This is a genomic window from Neobacillus sp. DHD-1R, assembly GCF_057747995.1.
On sequence record NZ_CM173232.1, the window covers coordinates 2,837,156 to 2,854,500 of the forward strand.

At 38.3% G+C, this 17,345-nt stretch carries 18 protein-coding genes and 1 other annotated feature; of the genes, 5 read left to right on the forward strand and 13 right to left on the reverse strand.

The window, feature by feature from the left end:
* Positions 1-19 precede the first annotated feature (19 nt).
* The 3 genes from AC3ANL_RS13710 to AC3ANL_RS13720 all read right to left on the reverse strand — a co-directional run bounded on the left by AC3ANL_RS13710 (position 20) and on the right by AC3ANL_RS13720 (position 1,929).
* On the reverse strand, positions 20-457 hold the full coding sequence (locus AC3ANL_RS13710; protein ID WP_488324995.1) for a GNAT family N-acetyltransferase: 438 nt from the start codon (positions 455-457) through the stop codon (positions 20-22).
* A gap of 359 nt (positions 458-816) precedes the next feature.
* Positions 817-1,257, reverse strand: a complete 441-nt coding sequence (locus AC3ANL_RS13715; RefSeq protein ID WP_488324996.1) for a hypothetical protein — start codon at positions 1,255-1,257, stop codon at positions 817-819.
* A gap of 270 nt (positions 1,258-1,527) precedes the next feature.
* On the reverse strand, positions 1,528-1,929 hold the full coding sequence (locus AC3ANL_RS13720) for an SET domain-containing protein (protein WP_488324997.1): 402 nt from the start codon (positions 1,927-1,929) through the stop codon (positions 1,528-1,530).
* 184 nt (positions 1,930-2,113) lie between these two features.
* On the opposite strand from AC3ANL_RS13720, the gene AC3ANL_RS13725 reads away from it, so the two are divergent.
* Positions 2,114-2,521, forward strand: coding sequence for a hypothetical protein (locus tag AC3ANL_RS13725; RefSeq protein WP_488324998.1), 408 nt, complete (start codon positions 2,114-2,116; stop codon positions 2,519-2,521).
* 131 nt (positions 2,522-2,652) lie between these two features.
* Complete coding sequence (locus AC3ANL_RS13730; protein ID WP_488324999.1) at positions 2,653-3,543, forward strand: alpha/beta hydrolase; 891 nt, start codon at positions 2,653-2,655, stop codon at positions 3,541-3,543.
* Positions 3,544-3,612: 69 nt separating this feature from the next.
* On the opposite strand, the gene AC3ANL_RS13735 is transcribed toward AC3ANL_RS13730, so the two are convergent.
* Positions 3,613-3,957, reverse strand: coding sequence for a hypothetical protein (locus AC3ANL_RS13735; protein ID WP_488325000.1), 345 nt, complete (start codon positions 3,955-3,957; stop codon positions 3,613-3,615).
* Positions 3,958-4,132: 175 nt separating this feature from the next.
* Here AC3ANL_RS13735 and AC3ANL_RS13740 point away from each other — a divergent pair, with 175 nt between their 5' ends.
* Complete coding sequence (locus AC3ANL_RS13740; protein WP_488325001.1) at positions 4,133-4,561, forward strand: VOC family protein; 429 nt, start codon at positions 4,133-4,135, stop codon at positions 4,559-4,561.
* A gap of 45 nt (positions 4,562-4,606) precedes the next feature.
* Here the strand turns inward: AC3ANL_RS13740 and AC3ANL_RS13745 are convergent, their stop codons facing one another.
* From AC3ANL_RS13745 to AC3ANL_RS13760, 4 genes are all read right to left on the reverse strand, one after another.
* Positions 4,607-5,122: a YbaK/EbsC family protein gene (locus AC3ANL_RS13745; protein WP_488325002.1), complete on the reverse strand. Its 516-nt coding sequence runs from the start codon at positions 5,120-5,122 to the stop codon at positions 4,607-4,609.
* A gap of 143 nt (positions 5,123-5,265) precedes the next feature.
* The gene (locus tag AC3ANL_RS13750) at positions 5,266-5,985 is read right to left on the reverse strand and encodes a YebC/PmpR family DNA-binding transcriptional regulator (RefSeq protein WP_488325003.1); all 720 of its coding nucleotides are present in this window, start codon (positions 5,983-5,985) and stop codon (positions 5,266-5,268) included.
* A gap of 273 nt (positions 5,986-6,258) precedes the next feature.
* Entirely contained in the window at positions 6,259-7,524 is a 1,266-nt protein-coding gene (gene ilvA / locus AC3ANL_RS13755) for a threonine ammonia-lyase IlvA (RefSeq protein WP_488325004.1), read from the reverse strand.
* 105 nt (positions 7,525-7,629) lie between these two features.
* Positions 7,630-7,876 (reverse strand) — a binding site (T-box leader).
* A gap of 123 nt (positions 7,877-7,999) precedes the next feature.
* On the reverse strand, positions 8,000-9,598 hold the full coding sequence (locus AC3ANL_RS13760; protein ID WP_488325005.1) for an amidohydrolase: 1,599 nt from the start codon (positions 9,596-9,598) through the stop codon (positions 8,000-8,002).
* Between the two features lie 451 nt (positions 9,599-10,049).
* On the opposite strand from AC3ANL_RS13760, the gene AC3ANL_RS13765 reads away from it, so the two are divergent.
* Complete coding sequence (locus AC3ANL_RS13765; protein ID WP_488325006.1) at positions 10,050-10,568, forward strand: gamma carbonic anhydrase family protein; 519 nt, start codon at positions 10,050-10,052, stop codon at positions 10,566-10,568.
* Between the two features lie 239 nt (positions 10,569-10,807).
* Here AC3ANL_RS13765 and AC3ANL_RS13770 read toward each other — a convergent pair whose 3' ends face one another.
* From AC3ANL_RS13770 to AC3ANL_RS13790, 5 genes are all read right to left on the reverse strand, one after another.
* A complete protein-coding gene (locus AC3ANL_RS13770; protein ID WP_488325007.1) occupies positions 10,808-12,133 on the reverse strand; it encodes an MDR family MFS transporter in 1,326 nt (441 codons plus the stop codon).
* A 174-nt stretch (positions 12,134-12,307) separates the two neighbouring features.
* A complete protein-coding gene (locus AC3ANL_RS13775; RefSeq protein ID WP_488325008.1) occupies positions 12,308-13,993 on the reverse strand; it encodes a SpoIID/LytB domain-containing protein in 1,686 nt (561 codons plus the stop codon).
* A gap of 98 nt (positions 13,994-14,091) precedes the next feature.
* Complete coding sequence (locus tag AC3ANL_RS13780; protein WP_488325009.1) at positions 14,092-15,333, reverse strand: ATP-binding protein; 1,242 nt, start codon at positions 15,331-15,333, stop codon at positions 14,092-14,094.
* Positions 15,334-15,459: 126 nt separating this feature from the next.
* Positions 15,460-16,341 (reverse strand): proline-specific peptidase family protein, encoded by an 882-nt coding sequence (locus tag AC3ANL_RS13785; RefSeq protein WP_488325010.1) that lies wholly within the window; start codon positions 16,339-16,341, stop codon positions 15,460-15,462.
* 11 nt (positions 16,342-16,352) lie between these two features.
* Positions 16,353-16,652, reverse strand: a complete 300-nt coding sequence (locus AC3ANL_RS13790; RefSeq protein WP_488325011.1) for a hypothetical protein — start codon at positions 16,650-16,652, stop codon at positions 16,353-16,355.
* A 493-nt stretch (positions 16,653-17,145) separates the two neighbouring features.
* Here AC3ANL_RS13790 and AC3ANL_RS13795 point away from each other — a divergent pair, with 493 nt between their 5' ends.
* The gene (locus tag AC3ANL_RS13795) at positions 17,146-17,289 is read left to right on the forward strand and encodes a hypothetical protein (RefSeq protein WP_488325012.1); all 144 of its coding nucleotides are present in this window, start codon (positions 17,146-17,148) and stop codon (positions 17,287-17,289) included.
* The last annotated feature ends 56 nt before the right edge of the window (positions 17,290-17,345 follow it).

Consider the following 17,345-nt stretch of genomic DNA (forward strand, 5'->3'; position numbering starts at 1 on the left):
TTTAACATTCTTAAAGATTTTAAATGGAAAAATAATAGAAATAATTCGCTTCTCTTATAAAACCTATTTTTTCATAAAGTCTTTGGGCTGTAAAGTTATCCTTTGCAGTTTCTAACAAAACTCCTTTTGCCCCGGTTTCCTTAGAAAATTCTATGGCGGTTTTAATTAACTCCTCCCCCACACCTTTCTTACGGGCATGCTGATTTACATACAAATCGTTTAAAACCCAGGACCGTTTCATACTGACACTTGAAAACGACGGATAAAGCTGTACAAAGCCAAGTGCTTCAGGTCCATCAAAAGCAATGAATATGACTGACTCTTCATTCCGTATCCTCTCCGTTAGAAAAGTCCTTGCTGAATTTTTATCAGATGTTTGTTCATAAAAAATCCTGTACAAGTCGAAAAGTTCCGTTAAGGGATCGAGTTCGGTTAATGTTGCTTTTTGGATATGCATTTTGTTCCCCCTTTATTTAGTTAGTTAGAAGGAATATTGAGTTTGGCTGAAGAATATTCCTTCTCTAAAGTTCTTATGTATCTAGATGAGTGATGGTGTGAAGTGATGAATAACTCCTATAATTATATAGAAAATTTCATCTATTGTGAAAAAATTATACCATACAATCATAAGATTGCGCCGCTTTGCAAATGAAAAAGCCTTGATTCACCAAGGCTTTTTCAAGGTTTTAGCAGTGTATACAAAATTAAATCTTTTTTTCTAATTGCTCTTTAATTACTTTTATTAGATTTATTTAGTTTATAGATTTATAGGAAATCCCTATTTACCGATTCATCCACATTTTTGGGGTTAATAGCTCATTCACCATATCCGCCATGACCAGGGAATCCACCCATACCACCGTATCCGCCATGACCAGGGAATCCACCCATTCCGCCATAGCCGCCATGACCAGGGAATCCACCCATTCCGCCATATCCACCATAACCAGGGAATCCACCCATTCCGCCATAACCGCCATGACCAGGGAATCCACCCATTCCGCCATAACCGCCATGACCAGGGAATCCACCCATACCACCATAACCGCCATGACCAGGGAATCCACCCATACCACCATAACCGCCATGACCAGGGAATCCACCCATACCACCATATCCACCATAACCAGGGAATCCACCCATACCACCATATCCACCATAACCCGGGTATCCTCCCATACCCATGCCGCCAACACCGCCCATGCCTGATAAGCCTCCTGTACCCATTCCAACGTTATATTGTCCCATACCTGTCATTTGAGCATCTCTCCTTTTTATAGGTTACAGTCTAGACTATGTTACATTGGTAAAAAGGCATAGGCGAATGTCCTAATTTTTCTTAACTAAATAGTTAAGGCAGGATGCTAATCCCATCATGAGCTTAAAGTTTTCTTTTTACATACTCAAGCAACAACGCTAAGTTCATTCTCTCCTTGATGTTATCACTTTAACTAAATATCCTTTTCATAACTCCATAAAAAAAGGATAGAGAAAACAGTAAAACTGCTTCGTCTATCCTTTCTTTATTTAGCTATTTTCAGAATCATTTTCTTGATCCTTATGAAACCAAAGTGGTTCATCATCATCCACATCGCCATTATAATTGATAAGAATTTCTTCCCCTGCTTTAATATCCCGGTAAGCATAGAAGTCAAATGTGTGATTTGGGAAGTTTATTTCATAAATCGCGTTTGGCTGATAAGAATGGTTAAATAGCATACCATATCCTAACAGAAGCGCCGTGTGGTTTATACCATACTCAAATGCATAATCTGCTAGTAACGTCTTTTCTATATGAACGTGCTCCTCATTTGGATAAGGAATAACCGGTGCCTCATGAATGAGCTCACCTTTTGCAATATCACATGTTGCAAATACCCCTCTATTTAGTTCCCCATCACTAAGCTTGGAAGTTTTTACTTCAATCATGTTAATCACCTATAAAGATCTTTCTTAAGAAGTTTTTATCATAATAAGCTTGCCATTTTATAGAGAAGAAAGCAATGTTTTTTCCATTCCAAATTTCTTGTTAGTCCGTATTTTATCCTCCATCTAGTTATATTTCCATAAACAGGTGCATAAAATGGAATATACGTTCGTATAGGAGGCGAGGATGTTGGTACTAAACAATAAATCCTTAATCACAGGTGAGATGTTAGTCAGGTATTACGAGCTAAATAAACAGAAAAAAGAAATTGAAATGGAAATGAATCAATTAAAGGATGTTTTTCAAACCTATTTTAATAATTTAGTTGGTTCCAATCAAAAAGGGGAAATTACAATCAGTGGATACAAACTCCAACGGCAAATTCGAAAAACAGAAAAATATAAGGATGCAGAAACAATTAAAAGGTTAGAAGAATTACAAATGAATGATCTCATCCAAGTTATTAAAAAGCCGGATGATGAAAAAATAAAAGCTGCTTTTAATCTCGGATTTTTAAACGCAGAACATTTAGAAGGCTGCCTTATAACTACATTTTCACCGGCGATTTCAGTGAAACCTTTAACACCTAGATAAGGACCGTAAAATCCCTCATCTTCTTTTAAAAGATGTGGGATTATTTGTTAGTTAGGAAGGGATTTCAAATCAGGTAGAGAAATACATAATATGTACGCGCTACCGCTATCGTCCGAAAGGAGAAAAATGCAATGGCAAGTCAAGAAAGCTTAATAGTGAGACAGTTTTTAAAAGCGTCAAAATCCAACCAGACTGCTGGAGCGAGTATTGAAACAGCACGCCAAGGACTAGAAGCATTATCTGGTTTAACACCGATTCAACCAGACATCAACATCGAAAAAACCACCATTGAGGGAATTCCAGCTGAATGGGTCACCGTACCAAACGCAGTTGAAGACCGTATTTTCCTATACCTTCATGGTGGTGCTTACATAATGGGAAGCTGCAATACACATCGATACCTAGCTTCCAAATTGTCCCGCTCCACTTCTGCTCGTGTATTAGTTCCTGAGTATCGGCTTGCACCAGAACATCCATATCCAGCTGCAATTGAAGATGCGGTTCGTGTTTATCGCTGGTTACTTACCTCTGGTTATTCACCTGAAAAAATTGTGATTGGCGGCGATTCTGCTGGCGGGGGTCTTTCCTTGGCCACCCTGTTAACCTTAAGAGATGCTGGAGATCGATTGCCAGCCTTGGCCGTGCTTTTATCACCATGGACCGATATGGAAGGATTAGGAGAATCCGTGGTAACCCGTGCTGACGCTGATCCTTGGTTATCCCCAGAATCTATGCGTCACACACCCGTCTTATATATTCGGGACCTAGATCTTCGTCATCCACTTGTATCTCCTATCCACGCTGATTTAACGGGGCTGCCTCCGATGTTGGTTCACGTGGGTAATGATGAAATTCTTTTAGATGACTCTGTTCGTCTTGTCGACCGTGCCCAAGCAGCTGGAGTAGAAGTCCACTTCAAAATTTGGGAAGATATGTGGCACGTCTTCCAAACATTTGCCATTCCTGAAGGGCAGATGTCCATTGATGAAATTGGCGATTTTGTCGTTAATCAGTTAGAGTAGGATTTTAATATTAACGGTTATCGCGATGAAAGAGCTTGTGTGTTCCAAGCTCTTTCTCCTTTTTTAGCTCTAATCAAGTTTGTGCTCGGTCCGAATCTTTGTAAGAATGTAACAAGTACCATCCTCCGCAAAGTATAAGTACTCACCTTGTTCGACATTAAAATGAACATTCTTTTTGTCATAAATTAACTTCTTAACCTTAATAAATTGCTCGACTAAATCACTTGGAGGATTAAAAATGATTTCATGATTGCCCTTCGTCGTAACAAAACCTTTCGGGTTATATTTTCTTTCAGGTTTGACTTCTGCTTCCCATTTCCCATTAAGGAGAAGGGTTCCGGCAGTTAGCCTTGACTTTCTGCTTTGGATTGACCATAGCTTTCGGCAATTACAGCGGTGTATTTTGAATTTCATCAGCTAATTCCTTCTTTCTTGATGAAAAATAATTGAAAAATTCAAAATATGATTACTGTAATTGTATTATCCGACTGAGAAAATTATTAATGGCAGCTTCCTCATGTGTTTTGATTTCCCGGAACAAAATGGTACAATTACCAATGTTTAAATATAATTTTAAGGAGATAAGTCTATGTCGGTTGATGTTTATTTTAATTTTAATGGGAACACTCGTGAGGCTGTAGAGTTTTACGCACAAGTTTTTGAAACCGGAACACCGCAAATTATGACCTTTGGAGAAGCGCCGCCAAATCCGGAATATCCACTGCCCGAGGAAGCAAAAAATTTGGTCATGCATGCACGTCTCTCTATTGATGGAAGCAATGTCATGTTTTCTGATGTGTTTCCTGGTATGCCGTTTGTGGAAGGGAACAATATCACTCTTGCCATTATCAATAAAGACCAGGATAAAATTACAAGCTACTTTAACAGGCTTAAAGAAGGCGGCAATGTAGTGATGGAGCTCCAAGAAACAGACTGGAGCAAATGCTACGGTCAGATTAAAGATCAGTTTGGTATTCTATGGCAGTTTAATGTCGAAAGCGGAGAAAATGCGATTTAACAACAAATGGAATCTTTGTGAAAAAGATTCCATTTGTTGTTTCGATTAAACCTCAATTGATTGGCTTTCTTGAGCGGGCTCTTCGTCTTCTACCCAGCCTTTACACACATCTACCCATTCCTTGGCATTAGAATATTGGAATAATTCTTCTTTCGTTAACTCGATGGCTGAGTTAGTACTCCCACAAGCAGGATAAAGTGTCTCAAAGCGTTTCATTGAGACGTCCAGATAAACCTCGAGGTCATTTCTTAAACCAAAAGGGCATACACCGCCAATGGCATGTCCTGTTTGCTCGAGAACTTCATCTGGCGAAAGCATTCGAGCTTTGAAACCAAATTGGAGCCGGAATTTCTTATTATCAATTTTGGCATCACCAGCGGCTACAATCAAAATGGCGTTTTCCTCTCCCCCTCTGAAAGATAATGTCTTCGCAATTCGGGCCGGAATAACCCCAATGGTTTCTGCAGCTTGTTCCACTGTTGCACTCGATGTGTCAAATTCCATGATATCCCCTTCACGGTTCCATTGTTGAAAATACGCTTTTACACTATCTAATGACAACTTATTCATCCTTCCCAATATGTAATATATAAAATAATAACATACGTTAAAGGAGTAAAGCGAAAAGATGGCTTGACTATTTCAGCTGATTGTAATGTGAAGGGACAAAAAAACAGACCATCCTAAATGGCCTGTCTCCAACTTTATTCTCCTAGGTCTACGTTGTGGTAGACTTGTTGTACGTCTTCTAAATCTTCCAATACATCGATCATTTTTTCAAACTTTGCTAGTGCATCTTCTGGAAGTGTAATTTCAGTTTGTGGAAGCATGGTTAATTCGGCAACGGTAAACTCAGTAATCCCCGCTTGCTTGAAGGCTTCTTGTACCGCATGGAATTGATCAGGTTCTGCATATACAATGACGGAATCTTCTTCTTCAAGAATATCACGAACATCTACATCTGCTTCCATTAATAGTTCAAGTACTTCATCTGCTGTTTTTCCTTCGATCCCGATAACAGCTGTAGCATCGAACATATATGCAACAGATCCACTGACTCCCATGTTTCCGCCGTTTTTACCAAAAGCAGCGCGTACATCTGCAGCCGTACGATTCACGTTATTTGTCAAAGCGTCAACAATAACCATCGATCCGTTTGGTCCAAAACCTTCATAACGAAGTTCTGTATAGCTTTCTTCAGAACCGCCTTTGGCTTTTTCAATCGCGCGATCAATTATGTGGCGCGGTACATTGTATGTTTTTGCACGCTCAAGGACAAATTTTAACGCCTGATTGGATTCAGGATTAGGATCACCTTGTCTAGCAGCAACATAAATTTCAACTCCAAATTTAGCATAGATACGACTTGTATTTGCGTCTTTTGAAGCTTTCTTTTCTTTGATATTGTTCCACTTACGTCCCATTCTGAACACTCTCTTTCCACTTTGAATCTTCCCAAAGTCATTATTAAGAAAAATTCGGTTTTTCAGAATAACATTTTGAGATAATTGTCGAATTTCTGCAAACTAGAAACAGCACAAATAAATAGGCTGTCTTCATGCACAAATAATATTATACATTAAAAGTTCCATTTGTTAAGTATCCAATCCAGTAAAAATGTTAGGAAGTTACTAAATATCCTTATTTTTTAGTAAAAAATGGCCATCCCATATAATTGGATGGCCAATCTTCTATATCTAGACTAACATCTGAAATAACGTACTATCTTTATTTACTTCCCTGTGTATAAATCCCTTAGCTTTAATGCGTTCAACTAATGGCAGATAATCTTCTTTATGCTTCAATTCAATTCCCACCAAGGCAGGTCCGGTTTCTCTGTTATTCTTTTTCGTATATTCAAAATGGCTAATATCATCATTCGGTCCAAGTACATCAAATAAAAATTCACGCAATGCCCCTGGACGCTGAGGAAATTGAACAATAAAGTAATGCTGCAGTCCTTCATAAAGTTTAGAACGCTCTTTAATTTCCTGCATCCGTCCGATGTCATTATTGCCGCCGCTGACGATACAAACAACTGTTTTCCCTTTGATTTCATCAGCATAGGTATCTAGGGCTGCAACCGATAAAGCTCCAGTTGGTTCGACGACAATCGCATTTTCATTATAAAGAGATAACAAGGTAGTGCAAACCTTTCCTTCCGGGATAACGACAATGTCATCGACAATTTCTTTACAAATTTCAAAAGTTCTGGAGCCAACAGTCTTAACGGCTGCCCCATCCACAAACGGATCAATTTTCATTAAGGAGGTTACTTCTCCTTTTAAAATCGATTCCTTCATGCTTGGAGCACCTAATGGCTCTACACCAATCAATTGCGTTTGGGGTGAGTAGTGTCTTAAATAGGTTCCGGTTCCAGCTAGGAGGCCGCCTCCGCCAATGGCCGCAAACAGATAATCGATTTTTTCAGGACAATCATTAAGTAGTTCAACAGCAACTGTCCCTTGTCCGGCAATTACATCATAATCATCAAACGGATGGATAAAAGTACGATTTTCTGCCTCGCAGCATTCCATAGCTTTTTCAAAAGCATCATCAAAGGTATCCCCGCTTAAAACAATTTCAACACTGCCCTTGCCCCAAAAGGCAACTTGATTCACTTTCTGTTTCGGTGTAGTACTTGGCATAAAGATTTTGCCATTAATATTTAACAGATGACAGGAGTAGGCCACACCTTGGGCATGATTGCCGGCGCTGGCACAAATAATTCCATTTTTCAACTCTTCCTCATTCAATTTTTTGATTCGATTATACGCTCCGCGAATCTTAAATGAACGTACGCTTTGCAGATCCTCACGTTTCAAATAAACATGACAGTCATAGCGTTCTGACAATAGTTGATTGAATTGCAGGGGAGTAGGCGAAATGACATCCTTAATCGTATGACTGGCAATGATAATATCCTCTACATTAAATACTCTTTTTTCAACTTGTTGACTCATTTTCACGTTCCTCCTCGATTTTTTTAGCCCTTTTCGTTTCATAAAACGTTTCAGCATTTCATTACTTAATTAGTTTAATAAACAACAAAAAACCCGCCCCATGGTTATAGGGACGAGTTAGCTCGCGATACCACCCTACTTCCGCAACAAAAAACAGTTACGGCTCTCGATCAACGTACATTTTCCATATACGTGTTCCATGTTAACGGTGGACTTTCCGGTACAGCTTACTACTCCGTTCAGCTATACATCTCAGAGATGATTTTCAGATAGCCTTGTCATCGACTCCCACCAACCGTCGACTCTCTGTGTAACAATGAACATACCCTACTCTTCTCGTCATCAATTTATATCTAATTTTAAATAAGGTTACCACCGAAAAAAAACCTTGTCAATATATTTTGACTATTATAACTTTTTCGTCAATTTTAAAGCGCTTTCATCGATTTAGGACTCTTTTATCACTATCAATACCTTATTTATTAAATTTAATTTCGCCACCAATGATGGTCATTTCAATTTCTGTTTTTAGTAACTCGTCAGGATTCTCCATTGTAAATAGATTGGTAGAATAAACCGTCATATCCGCTAGCTTACCCCTGGAAATCGTTCCTCTAAGATTTTCTTCATTGACAGCGAACGCACCCCCAACCGTAAATAGCTTTACGGCTTCATACATAGAGAGTTTTTCCTTGGCATTCCAGCCTCCATAAAGCTCCCCGGGAGTTCTACGGGTAACCGCAGCATGAATACCAAGCAGAGGGTCTACAGGTTCGACTGGAGCATCGGATCCACCGGCACACATAACGCCTGAATCCAGTAACGTTTTCCATGCATATAAATATGGCTCCCTCTTTTCTCCAAGTCTATCTTTCACCCAAGGATAATCACCCACCACAAATCTTGGTTGAATATCAGCAATCCGACTCGGATCAATTAAACGCTGAACTAAATCTTTCCGAACCAGGGAAGTGTGAATGATCCGATCACGGTAGTCCACTTTAGGAAATTGATCCAGGATGTCAAGAACATTTTCCAGGGCCTTGTCACCAATCGTATGGACAGCAAGAGGCATTGAGTGTTCTCGCATCTCTTTCACCACTTTAAAAAGAGTTTCTTGATCATACATGGCATCCCCAACCTGTCTGGGGTCATCGTGATAAGGCTCAGACAGCAGCGCAGTTCTTCTCCCAAATGCTCCATCAGCAAAAATTTTTATAGCTCCTATTTGTAGTTTGTCATTTCCATAGCCTGCATACATTCCTCTTTCTTTCAATTGATTAAGATAGGGATAATCAATGAGCAGATTACAGCGTAAACCATGGCCGTCATGGTTAATTAATTCGTCATACATTTTATACGTTGTATCGAGACCGCCTAAATAAGCAGGATCATTGGTATGTACACTGGTTAGTCCCTTTTTCATCGCAAATTGTATCGCTTGCTGCAAACCATTCTTTAACTCTTGATAGGTTCGTTCCGGTAGGTATTTTGTTATCAGTTGGGAAGCCGATTCGAGCAGCATCCCTGTCGGCTTTTTGGTAATCGGATCAAGTACAACTGTTCCGCCTGTTGGAGCCTTAATATCCGGATGATACTGACTCATTTCAAGTGCCTTGCTATTTACTAAAAAAGCATGGTGACATATCCGTTTTAGGTAAGTAGGACAGTGAGGTGCAACATAATCTAGCTCTTCAATTGTAGGAATAGTTCCTTCTGTAAAGAGATTTTCATCCCAGCCCATTCCGATAAGCCACTTTCCGGGCGCAACTGTTTTCGCCTTCTCCCTAATTTTATCAAGCATTTCGCTTTTTGATTTTACACCGGTTAAATCAAGGTCTAAAAAGTTGAACGCCACACCTGATAAATGCAAGTGACTATCCGTCAATCCGGGTGTAACCATTTTCCCCTGTAAATCAATAATGTTTGACCCATTTCTGCCCCATTGTAGGATCATTTCATGGTGAGAACCTATATCTATAATTCTACCTTTCTCAACGACAACAGATTCTACTACCGGTTGATTCGCTTCCAAAGTATAAATTGTCCCATTTGTAAAAATTGACTTTGTCATAATATTCTCACTTCCTTTCATTATATTTCAGTTTTACCATATTGAAAAAAATGTGTAAAACTAAAATGTGCTGGAATTAGAAAAGGAGGTAAGCCAGATTTTATCCTCTTAAGTTTAAGAATCAGGGTATTACAGTCAAATTAAAAACCGTGTCCGCCCCTTTTTGTTTTTCCTTGATATCACATGACCGTTTATCCTAGTTGGTATTTTTCAATTTTATATTTTAAAAGTTGTTTCGATAGCCCCAATTTTTTGCCGTTTCTGTTAATTTTCCATTCTTGCTGCTTAGTTCTTTCAATATTAACTCTTTTCTTTAAATGGTGCATACAAACTTTATTAGCGAATAATGCATTTGAAAATGGATAGAAACTTAATTTACATCTTACAGGTGAATTAATGATATATTTAGATTAATAGAAAGATAATTCAGTTATTTAAAGGAGAGATTCATATGTTAATCCCTTACAAGGGGATTTCGCCCGATGTTCATGACTCAGTATTTGTTGCACCCGGCGCTTATTTAATTGGTGATGTGAGAATTGGAAAGGATTCAACCGTGTGGTTTAATGCCGTACTGCGGGCTGATGATGGTCCCATTATCATTGGTGAAAGATGCAGTATCCAAGATAACTCCACCCTCCATTTATACGAAGGATTCCCGGTCATCATTGAAGATGATGTAACCATTGGCCACAATGTTATTTTGCATGGCTGTAAAGTTGGAAGAGGCTCGCTTATTGGCATGGGATCAACACTTTTAGATAATGTTGAAGTTGGCGAGGAATGCATTATTGGAGCTAATACGCTGCTCGCAGGAGGGATTAAGATCCCACCCCGTTCACTCGTTTTAGGTTCTCCTGGAAAAGTGGTACGAGAATTAGCTGAAAAAGATTTACATTTGCTGCAAATGTCGAGCGAGCATTATGTTCAAAAAGGAAAAGAGTTTAGAGAGATTCTTAAGTCACTTTAAAGGTTCCGTAAAATGAGTGGTCTTGTGAGTACTAGAATTGCTGGAATTGTGACTGTCAGGACTATATTTTTCCTCTACTCGGGCACAATAATTGGTTATTGTAACCGTTAACCGAAAAAAACACCCTAAAAGGCACAATTAACCATTCAGCCTCTTCAAAACTAAAGAAGAGGCTGAGGATAATTATGATTTACTTTACATAATGAAACTATCGTTAATTCAATTAAGATCACTTTCCTTTAATTTTCACTAAAACCACGCGTTTTAGCTGGAATTAAAAAGCTTAACACAACGGTAACTATACTCATCCAAAGTGCATAAAGAAATACGTTTTTCATTCCGAAAGCAATGCTGGCCGAATGATTAATGAGCAGCCCCATAACCGTTACCCCAATTGATGTCCCGATATTTCTCAAAAAGATTTGCAACGATGTTGACATTCCCTTGATATGAGATTCGGCGAATTCTTGCGATGCGATCGTCCCGACTGCAAATAATAAACCGAAGGCAACCCCTTGTACCAGCAAAATGAGAAACAAACCCATATAGGAAATATTATTTATAAATAAATAAAGTAATAATCCCGACAACGTCGTAATAAAGCTGCCAATAATAAATAAGATTTTATAGCCAAAGCGAATGATCCAATTTCCTGCAGGTGTACTTCCAAACATCCAACCAACTGCAATACTTAATAAAATCAGTCCACTTTTATAAATACTCATATGGTTGCCCTCTTGTAAAAACAACGGAATAAAGTTGGACGTTCCAAAAAAGGACAAACAATAAAATAACATAAACAAATTGGTCATTAGAATCCCTTTATTTTTAAATAGAGAAACAGGAAGAAAGGGTTCCGCTTCTTTCCTTTCGACAACAGCAAAAATAATCAGTCCAACAATCCCAATCACAAGGTACCAAAAAGGATGCTTGACGCTTGTAGACAGTAATAAAAGCGTAATTGAAATTCCAAAAAGGAAAAACCCTTTAAAATCAATGTGAGTCTTTTTAAATGACATACTTTCCCGATAAGGAATCAAACATAGCACGGTGGCAATGCCGATGGGGATATTGATAAAGAAGATCCATCTCCATGTTAAGGTTTCAACAAAAAACGAACCTAACACAGGACCAACTATCGATGAAATGGCCCAAATCGTGCTAAAAACAGCCTGTATTTTTCCACGTTTTTCAATCGTAAACAAATCTCCCACGATAATCATCGAGAGCGGGATCATTCCACCAGCACCCAACCCCTGGATTCCTCTATAAACAATCAGCATTACCATGGAATTTGCAATCCCACAAAGAATGGAACCAATAGTAAAAAGACCTACCGCAATCATTAAAAGTTTTTTCCGGCCATACATATCAGAAAGTTTTCCATAAAGCGGTACAGTTACCGTACTTGCCAACATATAGACGACAAAGATCCAGGCAAACAACTCCATTCCGCCGAGTTGGCTCACAATCGTGGGACTCGCCGTTTGCATTATATTGGCATCGAGTGCCGAAATTAGCGTGGTAATGACAAGACCCCAAAAAACATACCTATTTTTCCCCATAAAATCCTCCTATGTAATTAACACGTTGAAAAAGTTCCTTTTTTTACAAATATTTTTTTCGCACTTTCTTGATTATAGCAAAATACCTTTTTATTTATCTATAAATTGTATGAAAAAGGACAATAGCATAGAAAGCCCCAACATAAAGTTGGAGCCCCACTATACTATTAAATATTATTTTATTAAATAACCACTTGAATGAAATAAATACCATTTTCCATTTATCAATTGACGATTTGAAACCATTGCTCCACTAGCAGATAAATAATACTTTTTATCTTGATTCGTAATCCAGCCGGTGGCCATTGCCCCTGAGGTGGTTAAGAAATACCATTTGTTTTTATCTTTTAACCAGCCGGTGGCCATAGCTCCGCTTGATTTAAGGAAGTACCACTTCCCACCTACTTTTTGCCAGCCAGTGAGCATTTCACCGTTTTGGTTTAAGGAATACCATTTATTTGCATCCTTTAACCAGCCTTTTGTTTTTACGCCACTTTTGTTGAAAAAGTACCATTTTCCATTCGCCTTAACCCATCCCTGTTTAGCGGGTGAGTCGGAAGTTACAGGGAAACCGATCGAGTCATAGATAGGAACAATAGATATTCCGGTATAATAAAATTTAAGAATTTCATCATACCTTTTACCGGTCTTAGCCATATTTTGTGCACCCCATTGACTCATGCCAGCACCATGACCATCCCCATAACCTCTAACTTGGATAAGATCATTTTCCGTATTGATTTCATCAACCATGTAACTCCACATAACGCGGTTCCCAATGATGCTTCGTACCTTGGCTGCACTCACATCCACAAGTGAAACATGTTGTGGGATTAATTTGCCCTCACCGTCCATCTTATCCTTTACCAAGAAATCCACAGTTAGATTTCCTTTACTGACACGACCACCAGTTCCAATACTTTGGAGAGAAAATTCAGGGATAGCTGCAATTTTTATGTCTTTGTTTGCATATCCATTTTTGTTTAACCACATTTTAATATTATAAGAAATGGCAGAGTCTGCCTCTTGTGTGGTTGACCACCAATCATCTGACTTTGATAAATCCAGGGTAGTCAAATCTATTTGTGTTTTATGAAAAGAAAAACTCCAAGCTGTTTTTGGATCATATGGGTCTTGTTTAATGCTTAAGTAAGCAACTGCCGTTGTTCCCCAAGCATTGGCATTGCTTTCCGTCATTCCCCCGTTGCTCGCCGAATAGACTGCATCAATCAATCGACCGTTATATTGGGCCACCTGTCCTCTTGTTTCATCCACCGCTTTTGTTGTATTTGTTGTCCAAATATACCCGCCGTATACTTGGTAGAGGATCGTGTCGTCAATCACTCCACGGTTCATATAACTCATCGCATAGGTTCTGGCTGCAACAGCCTGCGTTTTTAAGGCTTCAATATTCCATGAGGGGTACATTTCAATAGGGACGACGCCTTTTAAATAGTCCTCCATATTCACTGAATTAATCGGTCGGACATATTGTTTATTTTCCACACCAAAATCGAAGCTACCTAAATAAGGACGATTATTGATCAAAAGCTGTCCATTTGGTTTCGCAGGTTTTACAGACAGTTGAACAAAGGTATTCATTAATTTTCCATTACTATATAAAGAAAGTTTTCCATTTTCTAATTTTAGTAGGTAGGAAGTATCTGAATTCAGAACAATTTTTGGATCAATGGAAACATAATCACCATATGGTTTTAACAAAAGTTCCGTTTTATTTCCTAAAAAGTTGATTAACTTTACGTTTACAACAGGCTCTGTTTGCAGGGCATCAGCTTTGCCATTTGGAAGTGAAATGAAAATGAAGGTAAAAAATATGGAAAATAATAAAATTTTTTTCAATCAGTTACTCCCTCCGAAGATTAATAAGTACCAGCTATTAGGTATCATATATTAATAGTTCAGTAGAGAACAACGGAAAATTATTTCCATATACTAGTTTAACTATGTATAGGTTCTTTCTTCAATAACGGCTGTGTAATGGTTGGTAAGATGATTTCAATCGTTGTTCCTTTATTCACTTTACTTTGAATATCCAACACACCATTATGACCTTCGATTATTTTATAGCAGGTCATCAATCCAAGACCTGTTCCTTTTTCCTTTGTTGTATAAAAAGGCTCACCAAGTGTTGAAATCCTATCCTCCGGTATTCCAACACCTTGGTCAATAAATAAGATGGATATTTGCCCTATTTCTTTACTCTTCACCACGACATGAATATTTCCACCTTGGGGCATAGCTTCGATTGAATTTTTAAGAAGGTTTAGGAACACTTGTTTTAATTGATTTTCTTCGCAGCTAATCATTGGCAAATCCTGTTCAAAATCGACAAAAATTTCAACATTATTCATGATCGATTGTGTACCAATTAACGTGACTACATCATTTAATAATACTTTTACATCTCGCTCTGCATAAACCACTGCGGTCGGTTTAGCTAGAACAAGAAATTCACCAACGATGTTATTAATTCTTTCAAGCTCTGATAATACAATATCAAAGTATTCATCTTTTTGTTGGTTTGCTTTAAACAGTTGAATGAATCCCTTAATGGATGTTAGCGGATTCCGAATTTCATGAGCAATTCCCGCCGCCATTTGACCTAACAAGGCCAGCTTTTCGGACTTTTGCAATAGGCGTTCTGTCTGTTCTTTTCTTTCCGTAATATCCTTCCCAATTGATAGCACTGCTTCTTTTCCACCAAAAACAATAAATAAAGAAGAAACTTCAAAAAAGAAAATGGATCCGTCCAACCGTTTTGCTTTGTACTCAATTGTATTCGAAGGCAGTTTATCCTTCTTAATCTGTTTATACCGTTCCAGTGTACGGTCCCTATACTCTGGTACAATAAAATCGAATATGTACTTGCCGATTACTTCTTCTTTATTTGCCGCACCAATCATATTCACTGCAGCATGGTTGGCATATAAACACCTATGATGTTGAGTAATGTAAACAGGCTCGGGCAATGAATCTATCAATAATTTATAGCTTTCCTCGCTACAACGTGCTTTTTTTTCAAAAAAGCGCGCCTTATCATACTGCCAGCCGACCACCCATGCAATAAGGGTGAAAATGAAAAAATCTAGTGTAAAAAAAGCATGCTGATCTGTGAACTTTTGATAAGTTGTAAATAATATGGAAATCGCCACTAAAATAATCTGACCCGATCTTTTCATGTTTTTTTCCTCTTTATTGTTTTAGTTCAAAGAATTGTTTAAAAGTGTATATTCGCCAAATTTCTATATTTTCCTCTTTTTTTAAAAAATAAGCAGCTTGAAGTCTCAAGCCGCTCTATTATTTTTTTAGGATGATTTGGAGTCAGTTAATTTAAGGAAATCTCCCATTACTCTTAAATATTCTCCTGTCTCCTCGATATAAGCCATATGGGCGCTATTCTCAAACACATGGAAGTTTGAATTTGGGGTCAACCGGCTGTAATACTCTGTGGTCTCAGGGGTGGCTTCATCAAACCGGCCACATGTATATAAGGTTGGACAGGAAATATCTTTTAATTGTGATGTGCAATCAAATTCCTTTAAATTCCCAAGGACAGTAAATTCTGAAGGTCCCCACATGATATTATAGATCTCGGAATTCCGATACTCTGGTGGTTTATTTTCCAGCCATTCCGGTTTTTCCTCCAATCGGTTAACAAAATGATTGCTAAATATCTCTATCGCTGCTTCAAATTCTTCTGAGTCAGTTGTTCCATTTTCTTCGCAACGTTTAATGGTTTCCTGGACCTCGTTCGGCAGCTTTTTAAGGTTACGCTTTTGATCTTGTTCCCATAATGGAGCGCTAAGGCAAGGGCTAGAAAAAATAACACTTTTCACACCGCTTGGCTTGGTTAAGCAATAGGCAGCTGCAAGCGTCGTTCCCCAGGAATGACCAAGTATATGTACTTTATCCAAGTTAAGTGCTTCTCGTATTTGAGCTAATTCTTCTACAAAACGGTCAAGTCGCCATAGACTTGAATCCGTAGGTCGATCTGATCTCCCACATCCTAATTGATCATAGATAATTACAGGACGATCCACTGCGAGCGCCTCAAGTCCTTGTAAAGAATAACACGAGGACCCAGGACCACCATGCAAAACAATCAGTGGCGTTCCGTTCGCATTTTGATCAAATTTCTGATACCAAACCCTTCCCCCCGTTACGTCAATAAATCCTTCTTGTTGCATGTTAATCTCCCCTACCATTGCTTATTTCTGTTGAGTTTATCCTTTTCCTTCCCAATGTGCAAGCCAATTAACCACCCTCCACCTGCAAACAAAGGATATAAAACCATGATTGCGATTCCCTTGCTGCTATCTTCAAGACTTGCACTGTAACTTAATAATCCACTGATTACAACCCCGGCAAAATGACCAAATCCTCCGTACATTTTAGCGTACTGTTTCTTTCTCAAACCAATAATACCAAAGATAAGTCCAGTTCCAAAAATTAATACAAGAGTGAGTAAATCTTCAATCATATAGATAAACTGCTTCATGATAGTTCCTCACTTACCTACTAGTTTGACCTTTCAATCCTTCATATAAATTGACCACTTAATAATATTCGACTCACTGTAAAAAATTCCTTTTAGAATGGCTGAAAGGTTTGTCGAATATTTTTTATCCATGGTACGGGCACAATTATATCTGTTTGTGACCGTCTGGCTTTTTTTATCTGTGGTACGGGCACACAATTATATCTTTTTGTGACCGTTAGGCTTTTTTTATCCGTGCAACGGGCACAATTATATTTTTTTGTGACCGTCTGGCTTTTTTTATCTGTGGTATGGGCACAATTATATCTTTTTGTGACCGTTAGGCTTTTTTTATCTGTGGTATAGGCACAATTATATTTTTTTGTGACCGTCTGGCTTTTTTTATCTGTGGTACGGGCACAATTATATCTTTTTGTGACAAGATTTTTGATGATCCCTTATAGTAATAAATTGTAATGATTTTACAAACGATAATGATGGAGGTGATGACAAAGTGGAAAAAAACAATAATCAAAACCCCAGCACCAACAATGAGGAAATTTTGAATAAAGTGAATCAAACCTTTGATAAGATAGCAGAAGACGTAAAAAATATGATCAATAGCAATGAAACATCTGATCAAGATCAGTACTCTTAACGCCAGAAATGGCGTTTTTAATTTTACACAAACAAGCATCCCAAATTATATTGGGA